At 63.7% G+C, this 18,178-nt stretch carries 15 protein-coding genes; 9 read left to right on the top strand and 6 right to left on the bottom strand.

What is annotated here, in order from left to right; all coding sequences use genetic code 11:
* Positions 1-30: 30 nt before the first annotated feature.
* From LQ956_RS00895 to LQ956_RS15075, 5 genes are all read right to left on the bottom strand, one after another.
* Entirely contained in the window at positions 31-8,559 is an 8,529-nt protein-coding gene (locus tag LQ956_RS00895; protein ID WP_347402208.1) for a glycoside hydrolase family 94 protein, read from the bottom strand.
* Positions 8,560-8,597: 38 nt separating this feature from the next.
* Positions 8,598-8,912 (bottom strand): BON domain-containing protein, encoded by a 315-nt coding sequence (locus LQ956_RS00900; protein ID WP_238622540.1) that lies wholly within the window; start codon positions 8,910-8,912, stop codon positions 8,598-8,600.
* Positions 8,913-9,069: 157 nt separating this feature from the next.
* Positions 9,070-9,243: a CsbD family protein gene (locus LQ956_RS00905; protein WP_238622539.1), complete on the bottom strand. Its 174-nt coding sequence runs from the start codon at positions 9,241-9,243 to the stop codon at positions 9,070-9,072.
* A 319-nt stretch (positions 9,244-9,562) separates the two neighbouring features.
* Entirely contained in the window at positions 9,563-10,021 is a 459-nt protein-coding gene (locus LQ956_RS00910) for a PRC-barrel domain-containing protein (RefSeq protein ID WP_238629170.1), read from the bottom strand.
* 161 nt (positions 10,022-10,182) lie between these two features.
* The gene (locus LQ956_RS15075; protein WP_430733386.1) at positions 10,183-10,374 is read right to left on the bottom strand and encodes a hypothetical protein; all 192 of its coding nucleotides are present in this window, start codon (positions 10,372-10,374) and stop codon (positions 10,183-10,185) included.
* A 235-nt stretch (positions 10,375-10,609) separates the two neighbouring features.
* On the opposite strand from LQ956_RS15075, the gene LQ956_RS00915 reads away from it, so the two are divergent.
* From LQ956_RS00915 to LQ956_RS00950, 8 genes are all read left to right on the top strand, one after another.
* On the top strand, positions 10,610-11,023 hold the full coding sequence (locus LQ956_RS00915; RefSeq protein WP_238623417.1) for a DUF4398 domain-containing protein: 414 nt from the start codon (positions 10,610-10,612) through the stop codon (positions 11,021-11,023).
* A complete protein-coding gene (locus LQ956_RS00920) occupies positions 11,020-11,823 on the top strand; it encodes an OmpA family protein (protein ID WP_238629172.1) in 804 nt (267 codons plus the stop codon). Before LQ956_RS00915 ends, LQ956_RS00920 begins: the two co-directional genes overlap by 4 nt.
* Before the next feature lie 214 nt (positions 11,824-12,037).
* A complete protein-coding gene (locus LQ956_RS00925; RefSeq protein ID WP_238629173.1) occupies positions 12,038-13,003 on the top strand; it encodes a hypothetical protein in 966 nt (321 codons plus the stop codon).
* Positions 13,004-13,317: 314 nt separating this feature from the next.
* Positions 13,318-13,593: an ElaB/YgaM/YqjD family protein gene (locus tag LQ956_RS00930; protein WP_238623414.1), complete on the top strand. Its 276-nt coding sequence runs from the start codon at positions 13,318-13,320 to the stop codon at positions 13,591-13,593.
* A 13-nt stretch (positions 13,594-13,606) separates the two neighbouring features.
* Complete coding sequence (locus tag LQ956_RS00935) at positions 13,607-14,017, top strand: phage holin family protein (protein ID WP_238623413.1); 411 nt, start codon at positions 13,607-13,609, stop codon at positions 14,015-14,017.
* Positions 14,014-14,337: a hypothetical protein gene (locus tag LQ956_RS00940; RefSeq protein WP_238623412.1), complete on the top strand. Its 324-nt coding sequence runs from the start codon at positions 14,014-14,016 to the stop codon at positions 14,335-14,337. The genes LQ956_RS00935 and LQ956_RS00940 overlap by 4 nt, the downstream gene beginning before the upstream one ends.
* Positions 14,338-14,405: 68 nt before the next feature.
* On the top strand, positions 14,406-14,825 hold the full coding sequence (locus LQ956_RS00945) for a CopG family transcriptional regulator (protein ID WP_238623411.1): 420 nt from the start codon (positions 14,406-14,408) through the stop codon (positions 14,823-14,825).
* Between the two features lie 61 nt (positions 14,826-14,886).
* Positions 14,887-16,014, top strand: coding sequence for an extracellular catalytic domain type 1 short-chain-length polyhydroxyalkanoate depolymerase (locus LQ956_RS00950; protein WP_238629175.1), 1,128 nt, complete (start codon positions 14,887-14,889; stop codon positions 16,012-16,014).
* Positions 16,015-16,029: 15 nt separating this feature from the next.
* On the opposite strand, the gene LQ956_RS00955 is transcribed toward LQ956_RS00950, so the two are convergent.
* The gene (locus LQ956_RS00955; protein ID WP_238623409.1) at positions 16,030-16,593 is read right to left on the bottom strand and encodes a DUF421 domain-containing protein; all 564 of its coding nucleotides are present in this window, start codon (positions 16,591-16,593) and stop codon (positions 16,030-16,032) included.
* Positions 16,594-16,793: 200 nt separating this feature from the next.
* Here LQ956_RS00955 and LQ956_RS00960 point away from each other — a divergent pair, with 200 nt between their 5' ends.
* Positions 16,794-18,149, top strand: coding sequence for a diguanylate cyclase domain-containing protein (locus LQ956_RS00960; protein WP_238629180.1), 1,356 nt, complete (start codon positions 16,794-16,796; stop codon positions 18,147-18,149).
* The last annotated feature ends 29 nt before the right edge of the window (positions 18,150-18,178 follow it).

The following is an 18,178-nucleotide window of genomic DNA, read 5'->3' on the forward strand; positions in this document are numbered from 1 at the left end:
TCCTCGCTAGATTTGAGTGACCCATGCGCCTCAGCCCAGGTCCACCTCGACTTGATGTGTCCGACGGTCATCGACGAGGGGAATCCTGCCCCATCCGGCCTCGAACGCGGCGGCATCCGGGATCTCGGTCCCGTCAAGGGACACCCGGATGACCCGCCGGGACGCCCCGGTCGTACCGCTCACCTTGATATGGTATAGGGTTTCACGATACCGGTAGTGGATGGTATACGCATTCCAGTCATCGGGGATGCACGGCGCGATGCGCAGATGATCCCCCCGCAGTTGCAGACCCAGCAGGGTTTCCAGGGTCAGCCGATACATCCAGCCTGCCGCCCCGGTATACCAGGTCCAGCCGCCGCGGCCCGTGTGGGGCGGCGCGCCATAGACGTCCGCGCTCATGACATACGGCTCAACCTTGTAACGCGCCACCGCCGCGGGCGTGTCGCCGTGATTGACGGGATTGAGCAGGGCGTAGCATTCCCAGGCCCGCCGCCTGTCGCCCATCCGGGCGAAGGCCATCGTGGTCCAGATCGCGGCATGGGTATACTGACCGCCGTTCTCACGCACCCCCGGCACATAGCCCTTGATGTACCCGGGCTCCAGGGCCGACCGGTCAAAGGGCGGGTCGAGCAGACGGATCAGGCCGTCATCCCGACTCACCAGGTGTCGGTCCACCGCATCCATCGCCTCGCGGGCGCGCCGGGGATCCCCGGCGCCGGAGAGGATCGCCCAGCTCTGGCTGATGGCGTCGATGCGGCATTCGTCATTGATGGCGGACCCCAAAGGTGTACCGTCGTCGAACCAGGCCCGCCGATACCAGGCGCCGTCCCAGGCGCTCGCTTCGATATGACCCCGCAGCTGCTCGGCCTGGTCATGGCAGAACTCGGCAAACTCGCCGTCATCCCGACCCCGGGCAAGATCGGCAAACTGCTGCAGGACGTCGAACAGGAACCAGGCCAGCCAGACACTTTCGCCCCGACCCTCATGGCCCACCCGGTTCATACCGTCGTTCCAGTCCCCGCAGCCCATCAGCGGCAACTGATGCACACCGAAACGCAGGCCATGCCTGAGGGCGCGGACACAGTGCTCATAGAGACCGGCGACTTCCGGGGAGCGTTGCGGCTGGTTGTAGTAAGCCTCTTCGTCGGGATTGAGCTCGCGGCCCTCCAGGAAATGGACCGGCTCGTCCAGGACACCGGTGTCGCCGGTGGCGGCCACGTAATGGCAGGTCACATAGGGCAGCCAGAGATAGTCATCGGAAAAATGGGTACGTACACCCTGGCCGCCGGGGGGGTGCCACCAGTGCTGCACGTCACCCTTGAGGAACTGGCGCCCGGCGCAGCGGATCAACTGCACCCGGGCCAGTTCGGGGGTGGTATGGATCAGGGCCATGACATCCTGCAACTGGTCACGGAAGCCGTAGGCGCCGCCGGACTGATAGTAGCCACTGCGCGCCCACAGCCGGCTGGACAGGGTCTGATAGACCAGCCAACCGTTGGCCAGCACATTCAGCGCCAGATCGGGTGTCTCCACCTGGACCGCGCCCAAGGTGTGATTCCAGTACTCCCACACCCCTTCCAGGGCCTGGTGCGCCCCCGCCCGACCACCGAATCGGTGGATGAACTCGCCGACCTCGTCCACGCTCGTCGCCGCGCCGAACAGGAACACGACTTCGGCGGACTGTCCCGCCTCCAACTCCACCCGGCCCTGCACCGCCGCGCAAGGATCCAGGCCGGCGCCGGTTCGGCCTGACAAGCGCTTGCGGCGCATGGCCGCCGGCTTGGCCATGGAACCGTTGCGGCCGATGAACTCGGTCCGCCCACCGCTGATCGAGCGATCCCGTTCGCTCACATGGGCGAACACCAGCCGATGGGCACACTCGCGCCCGTAGGCATTGCGAGCCAGCAAGGCCCCGGTGTGGGGTTCCGTTTCGGTGACGATATGCATCAGATTGGCATGCCGCCACTCGCCGAGCACCAACTCCCAATAGCCTGTCAGAGACAGTCGGCGTGTGCGCCGGGAATGATTATGCAACTTGATCACCACACACTTGACCGGCGCATCCAGGGCGACATAGGTGGTCAATTCCGAGTCGATCCCCGACTCCCGGTACTCGAATACGCTGTAGCCGAAGCCATGCCGACAGACATAGCCGTTGCGCCCCCGGGCCGGCAACGGCGTCGGTGACCAGAAGGCCCCCGTTTCCTCATCCCGGATGTAGAAGGCCTCGCCGCCGGTGTCGGACAGCGGATCATTGTGCCAGTGGGTCAGCCGGAACTCGTGGGCATTGTCCACCCAGGTATAGGCACTGCCCGCCTCACTCACCACCGTACCGATGTGCGGACCGGCAATCACGTTCACCCAGGGAGCCGGTGTCTGCTGCCCCGGCGCCAGGGTGATCACGTATTCCCGTCCGTCCGGCGTGAAGCCACCCAGACCATTGTTGAAAATAAGTTTCCGCGGCACCGGGTTCGACGGCGGCTCGGTCATCACCGGGTGCACCGGCTCCAGCCGATCCGACCGGCGACCCGCGGAGATGCGGCGCTCCACCGGCTCGATCAGTGTGTCCGCCGTATCGCTGAAAATGATGCGCGCCACCGTCTGCAACAATACCCGCTCATCCTCCGACAGTTCCTCGGCACGCCGCAGGAAGACCCCGCCCGGCTTGTCCAGCATCTGCGCCTCGGGGCCTGAGTGGATCAGCCCCATGATCCGGTCGTGCAGGACCGCCCGGTAACCCGAAAAGTCCTCATTCAGGATCACCAGGTCGGCGATCAGCCCCTTCATGCGCCAATAGGCGTGGGCCTGCAGCACCTGCTTGACCCGATCGATGCGATGGATATCACCAATATGCAGGAGGACGATGGGCAGATCCCCGGAGATGGCAAAGCGCCACAGACCCGACTGCCCCAGTTGATTGCGGGCGATGACCCCCGGTGCAGCACGACGCAGTGCGTTACCGAAGACCACCGAGTTGGCCAGACGACCGTAGACCTGAGCATCCACCTCGGTGGCGTTGAGCACACGCAACACCTCCTGACTCTGGAACCAGGCCATCTCGAAGGCACGTTCAACGAAATGGCGATCACAATATTTCTCCAGCAACACCAGTGCCGCCTCCCGGGTATCGGCCACGCCGGAGATGATCTGGACGCTCGCCGACTCATCGGGCACCAGAGTCACCGTGCGACGAATGGCAACGATGGGATCGAGCACTGCGCCCGCCGTGTCGGACAGACGCCGGATCGGCGGTGAGGCATCCATCACCACCGGGTTGACGGTCGTGCGACCGCGACCCACGAAGCGGACACGATCGGTTTCAAAGGACGGCGCATCGATCACGGCCCCCGGCGCGGCCATCAGGTGAAACATCCAGGGCACCTGCTCGTCCGGCGTACGCCGTCGCCGCGTACACAGGATGGCCTGCTGCTGAGACAGAATCTCGGTCTGCACGAACAGATTGCTGAAGGCTCGATGGGCCAGGTCGGCGGCCAACGGTGCCAACACCACCTCTGCATAACTGGTCAGTTCGATATGACGCCGCCGGGAAGATTGATTGGTGAGGGTCACGCGCCGGATCTCCACATCATCCTCGGGGGAGACGCAGATCTCGGTGTGGGCATCGATGGCCTGATCCTGTCGCCGGTATTCCGCGCGGGCCTGCACGAAGATGGCCTCATAGTGATCCGCACGGCGCAGCGTCGGCTGATGGGCGCAGGACCAATACTGCCCGCCATCACGGTCGCGCAGGTAGATGAACGTGCCCCAGGCATCGGTGGTGGCGTCCTCGCGCCAGCGGGTCACGGCCAGCCCATGCCGGCGACTGTAACCGCCGCCGGCATGGGTGGCCATGACATGGTAACGACCATTGGACAGCAGATGCACCTCGGGTATCTGCGTGGTGGTTTCCCTGAATACCCGCATGATGCTGCCGAACTCTGCATCCGGCGGCTGAGCGGAGGCACTCACCTCGGCGGCATGGGGATGCAAGGTGGCCCCCTGTCGCGGAACACGCTCCTGCAGCAGCAACTCCGTCGCCCGCACCTCCGGGTCGGCCATGAATCGACGCTGCATGGGCTGATCCAGCAGCACATGGGCAAAGGCCAGCAGGCTCATGCCCTGATGATGGGCCATGAAGCTGCGCACGATGAACCAGGGCTTGCCCCGCGGTACCCGGGACGGGGTGTAATCCACCGCCTCGAAGAAGCCGTAGGTACCGAGAAAGCCCGTCTGGGCCAGCCGTTCCAGGTTGCGGCAGGCCTCCCCGGGCAGCACCGTCAGCGCCAGCGCCGTGGCATAGGGGGCGATCACCAAATCCTCCCCCAATCCCCGCTTGAATCCCAACCCGGGCACGCCGAAGGCCCGGTACTGGTAGACCTGGTTCATGTCGGTGACGTTGTAGCAGGATTCGGAAATCCCCCAGGGCACCGCCCGCTGCCGGCCATACTCGATCTGGCGCGACACGGCCGCCTTGCAGGTCTGCGCCAGCAGGGTGTTGCCGAAGCTGGGCATGATCAGTTGCGGCATCAGGTACTCGAACATCGAGCCGCTCCAGGAAATCAGGCTGACATCGCCCCCGTGGCTGGTCAGCAGACGCCCCAGGGCAAACCAGTGTTTCTGGGGCAACTGTCCCTGGGCAATCAGCAGGAAGCTGGCCAGGCGCGCCTCCGACGCCAGCAGGTCATAGCAGGCCGGATCGCGGCGCCGCTCGCCCACGTCATAGCCGATGGCCAGCAACCCCGACGTGGCATCGTAGAGAAATTCAAAATCCATGATCGCCAGATCTCGGCAACGCCGGATCAGGTCATCGATGGTGTCGAGCCGCGCCCGGGATGGGTCCTCCGCCGCCACGGATCCGTCCGCCGGCAACAAACGAATCCATTCATCCCGCAGGGCAGCCACCTGCCGGTCAAAGGCCTGTACCCAATAGGCCGATGTCGCGTCACTGGCGGGCGTGCCCGCCGCCGCCCATGCGGCCGCCGCTCCCCCGGCCTGCTGAATCTCCTCCAGGGCCTGGATGAGGTCGGTGATGGACAGGTCGGCGTCCCGCATGCCCTGGACCCGGCGTTCCAGTGCAATCAGGGGGGGCGGTGGTGATAAGGGCCGCTGTTCAGACAGCACCCCCAGGGTGTCCAGCAGTCCCTGCAACGCCCGGGGTGACGGCACCGGCTGATGTTTCAGTTCGGCCAGCCCGGCCTGAAGGGTCAGCAGGGCACCCGCCAGATTGCCGCTGTCCACCGAAGAGACGTATCTCGGCTGCAGGGGCTCAAGGGTACGGGTGTCGTACCAGTTGTAGAAATGTCCCCGGTAGCGTTCCAGACGCTCCATGGTCGACACGGTGCGGTCGATACGTGCCAGGCATTCGCCGGTGGTCACATAGCCGAAGTCATGGGCGGCCAGATCCGACAGCAACGCCATGCCGATATTGGTGGGCGAGGTGCGTGAAGCCACCATCGGTGCGGGGGTTTCCTGGAAATTATCCGGCGGCAGCCAGTGGTCCTCCGGCCCGACAAAATCGGCAAAGTAACGCCAGGTCCTACGGGCCGCACGACGCAGGAAGACCTCCTGTGCCGCACTCAGACGCGGCATGCGGTCACTCGGCGGTCGACTGATCCACCAACCGATGCCGGGCGATATCAGCCACAGCAACAGAAATGGGGCGGCAAACATCCCCTGCGTGGCCCAGGCATCTCCGGATGTCCAGACCAGGGCGACTCCCGTCGACAGCGCCAGGACCGGCGCGAGCCACATCTCCCGCAAAAAGTCGGTGGGTGTCCGGCAGGCATTGCGGCGGGCATAGCTGGGCAGGTACCAGAGCAGCAGCCCCCGCCGGGTAAACAGCATCCGCCCCCAGGAGCAGGCTATGGCCCCCAGGCAGATCCGGGCGTCGTAAGGCAGGAACACCAGGCTCAGTAAGGCCTGGGTCAATGGCCGTACCGCGGCCCTGCCGGTCAGAGTCAGGTGTACCCGGCGATCCCGATCCTGCGGCCTGCGCCACAGATCAATCGCGGCGGGCAGCACGGCGGGCACGGCCACCAGCGCCGGCATCAGCAGGCTCCAGAACCACACCGGGCCAGCGCCCAGCAGCCAGCCCCCCAGCAACAGGACCAGCAAGGCCGGGGGCACCAGGCTGCGGCGCAGGTTGTCGAACAACTTCCAGCGGGAGAGGGCTGACAAGGGGTTAGGTACCCGCAACGGCGGGCGCTCCCGGGAGGCCGGCACGCGGGGCAGCAGCCAGCCGACCAGTTGCCAATCTCCCCTTATCCAGCGGTGGCGACGGCTGGCCTCCGCGGTATACGTGGCCGGATGCGCCTCAAGCAGATCCACATCCGTCACCAGCGCCGACCGGGCGTAGCCCCCTTCCAGCAGATCGTGACTCAGGATCAGGTTTTCCGGCAGGCGACCATCAATGGCCCGGCGAAAGGCGTCCACATCGTAGATGCCCTTGCCGACGAAGGATCCTTCGCCAAACAGATCCTGGTACACATCGGAGACCTCCCGTGTGTAGGGGTCCATGCCCGGCTCACCCGCGAATAATCCGGAAAAGCGTGACTGGTGGGCACTGCTCAGGCTGATGGAAGTACGGGGTTGCAGGATGCCGTGACCTTCGACGATGCGCCCCCGGTCCGGATCAAAAACCGGACGGTTGAGTGGATGCGCCAGGTTACCCGCCAATTGACGCGCCGCATCCCGCGGCAGCTGGGTATCGGTGTCCAGGGTAATGACGAAACGGATGGTGGTCAGCAGACGGGTATCCCCGACGATCTCCGAGAAGGCGGTGGTCCCCTCCCCTCTGAGGCGGGCGTTGAACTGCTCCAGCTTGCCTCGCTTGCGCTCGTAGCCCATCCACACCCGTTCGAACGGATTCCACACCCGAGGCCGATGAAACAGATAAAAGATGCCGGGTCGATCTTCCCGATACTTGAGATTGAGTCGTTCCACCGCCGTGCGTGCCTGCTCAAGCAGGGCCGCGTCCCGAGGCAGCGCTTCCTGGGGGGCATCCGGAAAATCCGTCAACAAGGCAAAGAACAGATTGGGGTCCCGATTACCCAGATAGCGGATCTCCAGCGCCTCCAGCAGGTGATCGATATCCTCGGGGCCGGTCAGCAGCGTAGGCACGACCACCATGGTGCGCCGATCCTCCGGAATCCCGCTGGAAAAATCCATCCGTGGCAGGGCCTTGGGCGACAAGAGCAACGTGACCAACAGATTGACCAGTGAGACGGCCGGCGCCGAGACGGCAATCAGTAACGGCAGTGCCAGATACCAGGTCCAGGCGGTATCCGGATTGAATCCGTCCAGAAGCAGCAGCACGCCCCCTGCCGCAAGCAGCGTGAGCAAAGTCACCGTCCCCAGATACAAGGGTAGGCAGGCCGGTCGACAACGGCGTCCGAGCCGGGATGTCCAGGGCATCCGGCAGCCCACCACCCGCTCCAGCGCCGGTCGTCCCCGGTCGATCAGGTAGTACCCTACATGGGCACTGCGATCCTCCCCTCCCCGTTGAGCCGCCGCGGCCCGGGCCAGATCGACCGCCGCCCGGGCCACGTCCTGCTCGGGGCAAGCCGCCGTCCGGGCCACATCTTCCACAACGTGCCGGTAACGGTCGCGGGTAGCGAAGTCCTGGCCGGCATGCATACCCACGGGATCATCCCGCAGAATCCGCTCGACCACACTCAGGGACTCGACATAATCCTTCCAGTCCATGCTGCCGATAAAACGCAGGCTGCCGATGCTGTTGGCCATGGAAATCTGGTTGGCCGCGGCCGTGCGTCCGGCCACTTCCGACAATTGCTCGGCCGTCACGCCCTGTTCCAGCAGCTTGTGCTCCACCCAGGTACGGATAAAGGCCAGGGCCGGACCCTGGGCCTGGAGTACGGCGTAAAATGCTTCCACGAACGGGGCCGTCAGCGGCACATCCGCCCGGGCGAATTCGGCCAGCAATTGGATAAGTTGTTTGGGTTCCTGCTCGGCCGTCACCAGCATGCGATCCGCCCAGGCGAGGGCCGCGTCCCGTTCCCGGCGACGCTGGGCGATACTCACCCCGACCCGGCGCAGGTTTTCCAGCAGGGCCAGCTGCAGCATGATCGGAAAGGCCCACAATTCGCCGATCTTGAGAGGTGCAACGGATTGATAGGCGGCGATGAACTGGGTGGCATTGTCGCCATCCACACGGCCGTCCATATGGGAAATCAGCGCCAGTGCCAGGTCATGGATGCGGGGGAAACCGGCCGATGTACCGTCGGCCAGTTGCGGCAACTGCCGGCTGTATCCGCGCGGCAGATGCCGGCGTACCTGGCTGATTTGCTGTTCGATCAGGTAGAAGTTATCCAGCAGCCAGGCCTCTGCCGGTGTGACCCGTTGACCCGGCGAAGCGGCCGCCGTGACCACATCGTAGGCCGCCAGCAGGCGCTGCGCATTGTCCGCCAGCCTGGGCAACAGCCGGTCGGGACCGGGACGGGAAGAGAGGTGATGTCGCTGTGCCAGCGCAGCCCCGTGGCGCTTGAGCTGTTCAAGACTGAACAGCTCCGCGCGCAGTAACTCGCCGTCGCCGGTATCGATGGATGGATGCCGCCGCCCCCTCGGCCACAGGCGGCCGCTCACTTGACACGCATGTCGTTCTTCACATCCCTCACACCGCCAACGCCCCGAGCCACCTCCACCGCCCGGTTGACCTCGGCCCTTGAACTCACAAACCCGCTGAGTTGGACCACGCCGTCATAGGTCTCGACACTGATTTCGTTCACCCGCAGATCGGGGTCATTGAGTATCGCCGCCTTAACCTTGGTGGTAATCACAGCATCGTCGATGTACTCCCCGGCCGACTGCTGCTTGGAGGGGGCCGCACAGCTCACCGCAGCCACCAGCGCGAAGGCCATAAAAAATGCGGAGCAATACCTTAACCATGGATTCATGATGACAACTCCAGAAGATGGATGAAAACAGGATCCGCACCTGTCAGGTGTTCATCGGTGCGCTACCGCACACAGGGCGGGGTCCGGTGCAACCGGGGGCCGGAGGTGGAACCTCCGCCCCCGGCTTCAAGCATCCGCCGACCCGGACGGATCCGCGCTAGTCTTTCTTCAGATCTTCCTTCAAATCACCGTAATCGGCCTGGACCTTGCCCGCGGCCTTCTGGATTTTCCCTTCACCTTCCAACTTCTCATTCCCGACCACCCGGCCGGTGACTTCCTTGACCTTGCCCGTTGCTTCCTTGGCCCGACCCTTAACCTGATCTTTGTTCATGACGCACCCTCCTGCGAACATTCAGTGGACTCACTCACCAAGGCCGAAGCGGCTCTTGTATTTTCTGTACCTTACAAAACCCTACTATGAGGCGCCGGATCATCCATCAGGATCATTCAGTCGCCATGGCCCAGATTAAACACACAACCGTCTGCATTCTGTTCGCTGGCGAACAGACACGAACCCGCGACGACCTCACAGGAACCTGAAAATCGGGAGAGCGTCTCCAAAAAAAACGGCAGGGACCATGATCGCCCCTGCCGCCCGAGCCCGCTTCAAATGAAGTGTGAGAGGACTCAGATTGCCGCTGCCTTGATTATCAGTACCGACTACTGCCTGCCGGCCTTGCCTTCCCGGCCTCGTGCTCGTATTCCGGGGCCGCCCTCAAGGTATCTTTGGTCGAAGTGACGCTGAAGTCATACCCATCGCCATCCTCGTTCAAGCTGTGCTCGACCGAGTCCCAGGAAACGGCCACTTCCTTTTTGCCCACGCCCAAGAAGCCGCCCACCTCGACGATCACGGCCAGGATCCGGCCGTTCTCATCGAACAGCAGATCGCTGACGGAGCCGATGGTCTCGTTATCCGTGCGCGACATCAGGTCGCTGCCGATCAACTCATCCGCACGAAACGAATTTGCGGGCTGGCTCGAAAGGTAGGTTCCATGGGTCGCCGATGGCGTTTGGGCCATGGACGGGGCTTGGGCCAATGCGGAGCCGATGCCGAGTGTGAATACAGGAAATATCACTGCGCAGGCTGCGAGTGCGTGCAGTTTCTTCATGGTCTCTCTCCTTCAGGTTCCGACCGGCGAAATCGCCAATCGGGATTCTCAAGCTAGGGCCTTGGACGGTCGGTGTCTGTTGGATACCGCACCTGGATCGTAATCACCTTCATGGACGCCCCATCCGTGCCGGCGACACTGTCGGCATAGGATCCCGTCGATCAGTCACGGGCGTCCCGGCCCGCATCCTGAATGCGATCTCCCGCCCTTTCGAGGGAATCGCCCGCTCTATCGACGGCGTCATCGACATTTTCGCCGGCCCTCTGGGCCGGTCCCCTATCGCAGCCGGATAACGGGACGAGCAGCAGCCCCAGAATCAACGCGGTGCCTGTCACTGTTGGCAATTTCATCATCATCTCTCTCCTGGTTGCGGCAACTTCCAGACTCGGAAGCCAGCCTTTTCACCAGTGTCGAGGCTATGGCGGTCCGAACCCTAGGTCTGTCTGCTATCGAACACAGCCCGATGGCGGGATATCCGGCCACGCCCCGTTTCGTACGCCAGCGCACCGACCCCGTCACCGGCACCGGCGAGACTCGTCCCAAGCTAGGTGCTGCCGAGTACCGGTGATGTCCTTAAGGAGGACGCACATGAATCAGATCCCCATCAGATCCACCCCGAACCGGGTCGTTACATCCTTGCGTCCGGCAGCTGCCTTAGCGGGGTTACTCACGCTGGCTGCCTGCGCATCCACCCCGCCGGCCCCCACCCACGCCCTGCAGGCCGCCGAGACCGCCATCACGAACGCCGAACAGGCACGTGTCGCGGATTATGCGTCCATCGAACTGAATGAGGCCCGTGAGAACCTCGCGGCAGCCCGCAAAGCCGTCCAGGACGAGGACATGATCCGGGCCGAGCGCCTTGCCGAACGGTCCCGCGTGAATGCGGAACTCGCATCCGCCAAAGCCAGGCTGGCAAAGGCCAAGGCGATCAACGAAGAGATGGAAACGAGCATCGACGTCCTGCAGCAGGAAATGCAACGCGGAACGGGAGAACGCCCATGAAAACGCTGAATACCACGCTTTCCCGGGTGGGCGCGGTCACCGCCGCCGGCCTGCTCCTTGCGGCGTGCGCGGCGCCGATGACCGTGCCGCCGGGTGCCGACAGCGCCCGCGCCAAGCTGATGCAACTGCAGGCGGATCCGCAACTGGCCGGCCGGGCGCCGGTGGAACTCAGGGATGCGGAGCTCGCGGTACGGGCGGCCGAGAAACCCCAGGCGGACGGAGAACTGGCCAGACACCAAGTGCTGATCGCCGATCGCAAGGTCGACATCGCCAAGGCCTGGGCGCAAACACGCCTGCTGGAGGATCAGCGCGCGGCGCTGAGCGATCAGGGCGCCACCGCGCGTCTGGATTCCCGTACCCGCGAGGTGGACCAAGCGCGGCGTGAGACCGCCGAACTGCAGCGACAGATCGAAGCGATGAACGCCAAGCCTACGGACCGGGGACTGGTCCTGACCTTGGGTGACGTACTCTTTGCAACGGGTCGTTCCGAACTGCGGGGCGGCGCGGTGCGCAACCTCGACCAGCTCGCTGTGTTCCTCCGGGAGCATCCGGAGCGCACCGCCATCATCGAGGGCCACACCGACAGCGTGGGCAGCGCCAGTGCGAACATGCGTCTATCGGAACAGCGTGCCGATTCGGTGAAGCGTTACCTGGTCCGCCAGGGCGTGGACGCCAACCGCCTGCACGCAGCCGGCCGAGGCCAGGACTATCCGGTCGCCGAGAACAACACCGCCTCGGGCCGTCAACAGAACCGTCGCGTCGAGATCATCATCCCCGACGCCGCAGGCCGTGACAGGTGAATGACCGGGTTCGCGCAGTCGGGCGCCGGACACCGCGGCTCATGCCGGCTTATCCCCCGTGGTTGCTTGAAATCGTGATGACCACGATGGGGAATCAGGGCCGACGATGGAAATCCGAGCTCTACAGGACATGCTACGTGTGTCAGCGCACAGAACCCCAGTTCGGCCTCACCCCACCATGCAGTTTCACGCTTATCTGCAAAGGATATTAGCCATGGCATCTGTCGAATCCACACACACGGGGCGAGGCCCCGCATATGGGGCGGATAACCCGCTCCCCTATAACGCACGTAACGAATCGCAGTCTTCCGGCGTTTCCTGGCCCGCGGTAGCCGCAGGGGCGTTTGTCGCCGCAGCGCTTGCACTGAGCTTTGTGGTCCTAGGCACCGGCCTGGGATTCTCGTTCGTCTCGCCGTGGCCCGGAGAAGGGGTATCGGCCAGGGGCATCGGCATCGCCGGTATCATCTGGCTGATCCTCATGCACATCATCGCAGGGGCAATGGGCGGCTACGTCGCCGGCAGGCTGCGCACCAGATGGACCAATCTGAGTGACGATGAGGTTTTCTTTCGGGATACCGCACACGGCCTCCTGGTATGGGCGGTGAGCCTGGTGATCACGGCGGCGCTTCTCGTCGCGGTCTCCATGTCGGTTATCAACAGCACAGCCCAGGCCGGCGCTACCGCTGCCGGGGCGGCGGTTACAGCCGGTGGCGCTGCCGTGACGGCGGGTGTCGATGGCCGGTCGGAAGGAGGCGCCGGCGGCCCGATCGGCTATTTCGCGGATGCATTGTTTCGTCAAGACCGTGCAGGGGCGACTCCCGATTTCAGCGGACTTGGCGCCACCAGCTCGGACGGGATCGGGGCCGGGGTCCGCGCCGAAGCAGTACGCATTCTCGCCCAGGGCAGGGAGGGGATGCCGGATGCCGACAGGGCGTATCTGGCGCGACTGATCTCGCAGAATACCGGCATCACTCAGTCCCAGGCGGAAAGCCGGATCAACGAAGTACAGGCACGGATGGCGGAAATGGAAATGCAGGCGAGGGAGGCCGCCGACACGGCGCGGAAGGTGATGGTGCATTTTTATCTGTGGATGTTCCTGGGCCTGCTGCTCGGGGCTTTCAGTGCCAGCTTTGCCGCCACGATCGGCGGTCGGCAACGCGATAACGTCCAGCACATGTGACGCCGACGAATTTCCGGCAATCAGCGAGGTAGATCAAGATGCGATACATACTGCTTTGGCTTCTGGGTATCCCCATTCCCATCATCATCCTGCTGGCCATCATACTTTAACGTGAAAGAACCCAGGTTCAGCCACAGACACGCCCTTCTCCCCTTAAGGGAGAAGGGCCGGGGATCAGGGGCTTGGTACACAGAATAGATAGACAGTACGTCACCGCACAGACGGTAGTTGCTTAGGTCGTTAACCTGGCCTTGTCAATCCCGACAAATGTAAATGTAACCGATAGCGAGAAGATCATGGATAACTCCCACATCATGCAATCCAAACCCCCGGGAAACCCCGAAAACGGGCAAGGCAAGAACGAACCCATCGAGCGCATAACCGCCGGTGCCCACGAAACAGTGGACAGGATCGCCGATGCCGGCCATCACGCGGCGGATGCCGTCAGCGAGAAAGGTACACAACTGAAGGAAGCACAAGAGGAATGGTTGAAGGATCTCCGGGAGTACGTCAATGAACACCCGGTACAGTCGGTGGGTATCGCGGTCGCCGGCGGCTTTTTGTTGAGCCGCCTGTTGAGCGGTCGCTAGGTCGGCCGCCTTCATGGACACACCCTCCACCTCTCCCGGCACCCCGGAACATCGTTCCGGGGTGCTTCAGGATGTCCGTTCCTTGGCCCATGAATTGCGCGGCCTGTTCCATGCCCATGTGGGTCTCGCCGCGCTGGAGACGCGCCAAGCCGGCGAAAGCCTTGTTTGGATGATTACCCTGGGCGTGATGGTCGGCGGTTTGCTGCTCAGCGCGTGGCTGGGCCTCCTGGCCGTGGCCGTGCTGACGCTGATCCAATACGAATACGGTGTCATGACCAGTCCCGGTGCGGCACTACTACTGGCGGTGGGCGCTAATCTGCTGCTGGCGCTGATCCTTTACTGGGCGATCCGCCGCCGACGCACTCATCTGCAGTTCCCGGCCACAGTGAACAGCCTGACACCCGACACAGAGAAGTCATCATGAACCCTGACGCACCTCCCTCCGAATCGCTGGCGGCACGCATCAAAGATGCCGAACGGCATCTGCTTGAGCGCCGGCGATCGGTCGGCGTGCATGGCAACATGCTGGGCCGGCGTATCCATGAACGGATAACTTCCCCGGCGGTGTTGAGCTCGGCCGTGGGGCTGGGCTTTCTGCTCGGCAGTCGTCGCACCCAAGACCCGGAGTCCGATCATTCATGGTTGCGGATGGCGGTGGGTTCGGTGCCTTGGATGAACCCCTTGCTGGCTGTCGTCAAGTCCGGCCCGCCGACGCAGGTACCCTCCTCCCCCCCCCTGGAATAACGCCCTCCTTGCAATCCCCGGCTCTATCGCCGATGATGCCATCCAGATGGATGGTATGGGGATGGCAAATGCCTGGCAAGACACTGGATGCCCGCCGCAAGGGGGGCGATAGCGAAAAGATCACAATCAACCTGGGATATGTGGATCTGGGCCAGGTCGACCTGCTGGTGCAGGAAGGGTTCTACTCCAACCGCACCGATTTCATCCGTACCGCGATCCGCAATCAGCTCGACCGTCACGACGAGGCGGTACGGCAGTCCATCATCAGGCACCAGCTCGAACTCGGGCTGCGCCACTATCACCGGGCCGAACTCGAGGCGGCAGTCGCCGCCCGTCAGGTGCTGCACATCCAGGTGCTCGGGCTTGCGATCATTGACGCCGATGTCTCCCCGGAACTTGCACGGGCAGCCATCGGATCGCTGCACGTACTCGGGGCGCTGCATGCCGGTCCCGCCGTGAAGGCCGCCTTGGCGGATCGGATCCACTGATTTCGCACACCTCCTCCCGTTACCGGTCGGCGTTATGCCGGCACACCATTGGAATTGCCGCATGAATGCATCGAACGCCCAGGTCATGGCCGAGGCGACCCGCCTCACCCGCGCGGGTCGGCTGGAGGAAGCGACGGCACTGCTGCTGCGCGCCCAAGGCCGGCCGCACCCCGGCAACGAAGACCGGATGGCGGAGCGCCCAAGGCATTTCGACCGGGGATATCCCGGTTCCAGCCCGCTGCCGGAGGCGTTACGCGGCTTCCTGGAGCGCGAGGCGCCGGGGACGGGCGGGCTCGACGGTCTCGTCGCACGGGCAAAGGTGGTGGTCCCGAACGGGGCGCGCTTCGAGTCCCACCATTTTGCCGACACGGCCGGTAGCCGCACCTATAAGCTTTACATTCCCGCCGGCTACCAGGGCGAACCGCTGCCGCTGGTAGTGATGCTCCACGGCTGCACCCAGTCGGCCGATGACTTTGCGGCGGGCACGCGGATGAACGAGTTGGCAGAGGCGTCGCGCTTTCTGGTCGCCTACCCCGAGCAGCCGGCCTCGGCGAACCCGTCACGCTGCTGGAACTGGTTCAATGCCGACGATCAGCAAAGGGATCGCGGCGAGCCGTCGCTGATCGCCGGCATCACCCGGCAGATCGTGCGCGACTTCGGCATCTTGCCCGGCTGCGTCTACGTGGCCGGATTGTCCGCCGGAGGGGCGGCGGCGGCGGTGATGGGGGCGACCTATCCGGAATTGTACGCGGCGATCGGCGTACATTCCGGGCTGGCCTACGGCGCCGCGCAGGATATGCCGTCGGCGTTTGCAGCGATGCGCGGCGGCGCGCCCACGGCGACGCGGGGCGGGGCCACCGCCCCCGCATTGCCGACCATCGTCTTCCACGGCGACCGCGACACCACCGTCAGCCCGGTCAATGGCGAACAGATCATCGCCCAGGCGATGGCGGCAGCCAGACTCACCACCCGCACCGAACAGGGTCACGGGCCGGATGGGATGGGCTACACCCGCACCACGTATAGTGATACCGGTACGCACACGGTACTGGAGCATTGGGTCTTGCACGGTGCCGGTCATGCCTGGTCCGGCGGCAGCACGGAGGGCTCCTACGCCGATCCGCGCGGCCCCGACGCCAGCCGCGAGATGCTGCGTTTCTTCCTGCAGCACCGGGTGATCGAGGGGTAGGCGGGTGGTTCCTGTTCACGCGGGGCCATCTTTTGGAGCGGATGACCGTTCAGCGGCCTCGCGGGCCTCCTGGAGTCCCGCGACACCAACGAGACTGGACTCATCGCCCCCCTCGCCCAACAGGACGACGCTGATCGAGCCGTCAGTCTCCAGGACGACCGCGTGCACCTTGTCCAACGAATTAACCCTGGCCGCGCGCACCGCCGCCCGTATTTCACCCTCGGTCACCCGCTCTTGCTGCAGGGCCGCGGGCAGGAACTCGCCCCGGTAAAGCAGCATCGCCGGGTCCCCCGTTACCATGCGCCGCAACCACCGCACCCGGACGCTGGACCACGTCACGGCGAACTGCAGGCCGATGAGCAGGAGGAAGGCCAACGCCCCTTGGGCCAGGGCAACCTCGGTACCCATCATGACGGTCGCCAGGAGCGAGCCGAGGGCGACGGTCACAATGAGGTCGAAGGCGTTCAATTTGGCGAGTGTGCGCTTCCCCGAGATACGAAGGAACACAACGAGCGCAACGTAGGCCAGCACCCCGACAAACAGGGTGTGGAACAGACTGTCCCATCCGCCATAGAGCATATCTTTTATCCCGCTTAGAGAACGGTGGCACCGATGGGTGAATTCTCATGCCGCCGCCCTGAGCGGTCTGTTCAGTAACGCACTGTCCGAACTGGCCTACGGGGGCGACCATTACTGACACCATGCTCGGTGGCGGATCACCGCGCATGCGCGTCGAACGCCCCTCATGATCCCGCCTTCTCTTATTGTGAGCCCAACCAATGCAGCCCAGCATGCGATTAGCGGACTTTATTCGCGCAGAAATAGAGCCGATCCTGCAGGACTGGGAGGCCTTTGCCAAAACCATCCTTCATGCCGATCTCACGGACAAGACCGAGCTGCGCGACCACGCCAGGGGCATGCTTCTGGTGATTGCCGATGATATCGACTCCCATCAGAATGAGGCCGAACAGGCCGCCAAATCGAAAGGCGATGCGCCGGAGGACGGGGATCATTCATGGGCCGACGTCCACGGTGGCGAACGACACACCATCGGCTTCAGCGTGATGGAGACGGCGTCCGAATTTCGGGCCCTGCGTGCAAGCGTGGTATCACGCTGGACCAAGGCTTACCCAACGGTTTCCGGGCAACAGCTTGAAGACCTGACCCGATTCCATGAAGCCATAGACCAGGCCGTCTCCGAATCGCTGGAGCACTATGCGGCCGCCAAGGAGATGGAGACCCGACTGTTCGGCGCCATCCTGGTCGCATCCCCTGAACCGATCTTTGTGCTGGACCTCAAGGGCAGATTTACCTATGTCAACCCGGCGACTGCCAAGCTTCTCACCCTCAAGCGTGAGGCGATCATTGGAAAATCTCACGTTGACCTCGGCCTTTCATTCGCCTCGGACTTCCAGCACAACCTGGAAAAGGTGGGCGCCGACCGGTCCATCTACCGAGGCAAGTTCACCCACACGTTTGCCTCGGGCCAGGGTGAAAGATTCGAGTATCTGCTCGCACCGGTACAGGATGCGGATAAACAACTCGAAGCGATTGTCTGCATCTTCCGTGACGTGACCGAACGGGCGCTCGCCGAGGAACAAATATGGCACAACGCCCACTATGATCTTCTCACCGGGCTGCCGAATCGGCGTCTTTTCCTGGATCGGCTGGAGCAGGAGGTCAAACACGCAAAGCGCAGCAATCTGCCGATGGCCCTACTGTTCCTGGATCTTGACGGCTTCAAGGCAGTCAATGACTTGCTCGGACATGAGGCGGGGGACCGTCTATTGTCTGGCGTGGCGGAACGCCTGACCGATTGTGTCCGGGAGGCGGATACGGTGGCCCGTCTGGGCGGCGATGAATTTACCGTGATTCTCACCGGTGCCAAGCAGCGCAAGGACATTCAGCTGGTGGCCCGAACGATCATTGATGCGCTCGCCATGCCCTTCCCCATCGCACAACCCCCCGTGCAGATTTCCGTCAGCATCGGGATCTCGTGCTACCCCCAGGACGCATCCTCGCCCGCCGCCCTGATGGAAGCCGCAGATCGGGCCATGTACCAGGCCAAGAAATCCGGTGCTAACCGGATGTGGTTTCACGATACACCCGAAAACACAGACGGATATCCTTGCTGAGCAATGCCTTCGCGGCCCAGTGGCCAGGC

Source organism: Ectothiorhodospira lacustris, from assembly GCF_022227845.1.
In the GTDB taxonomy this organism is placed as follows: Bacteria; Pseudomonadota; Gammaproteobacteria; order Ectothiorhodospirales; family Ectothiorhodospiraceae; genus Ectothiorhodospira; species Ectothiorhodospira lacustris.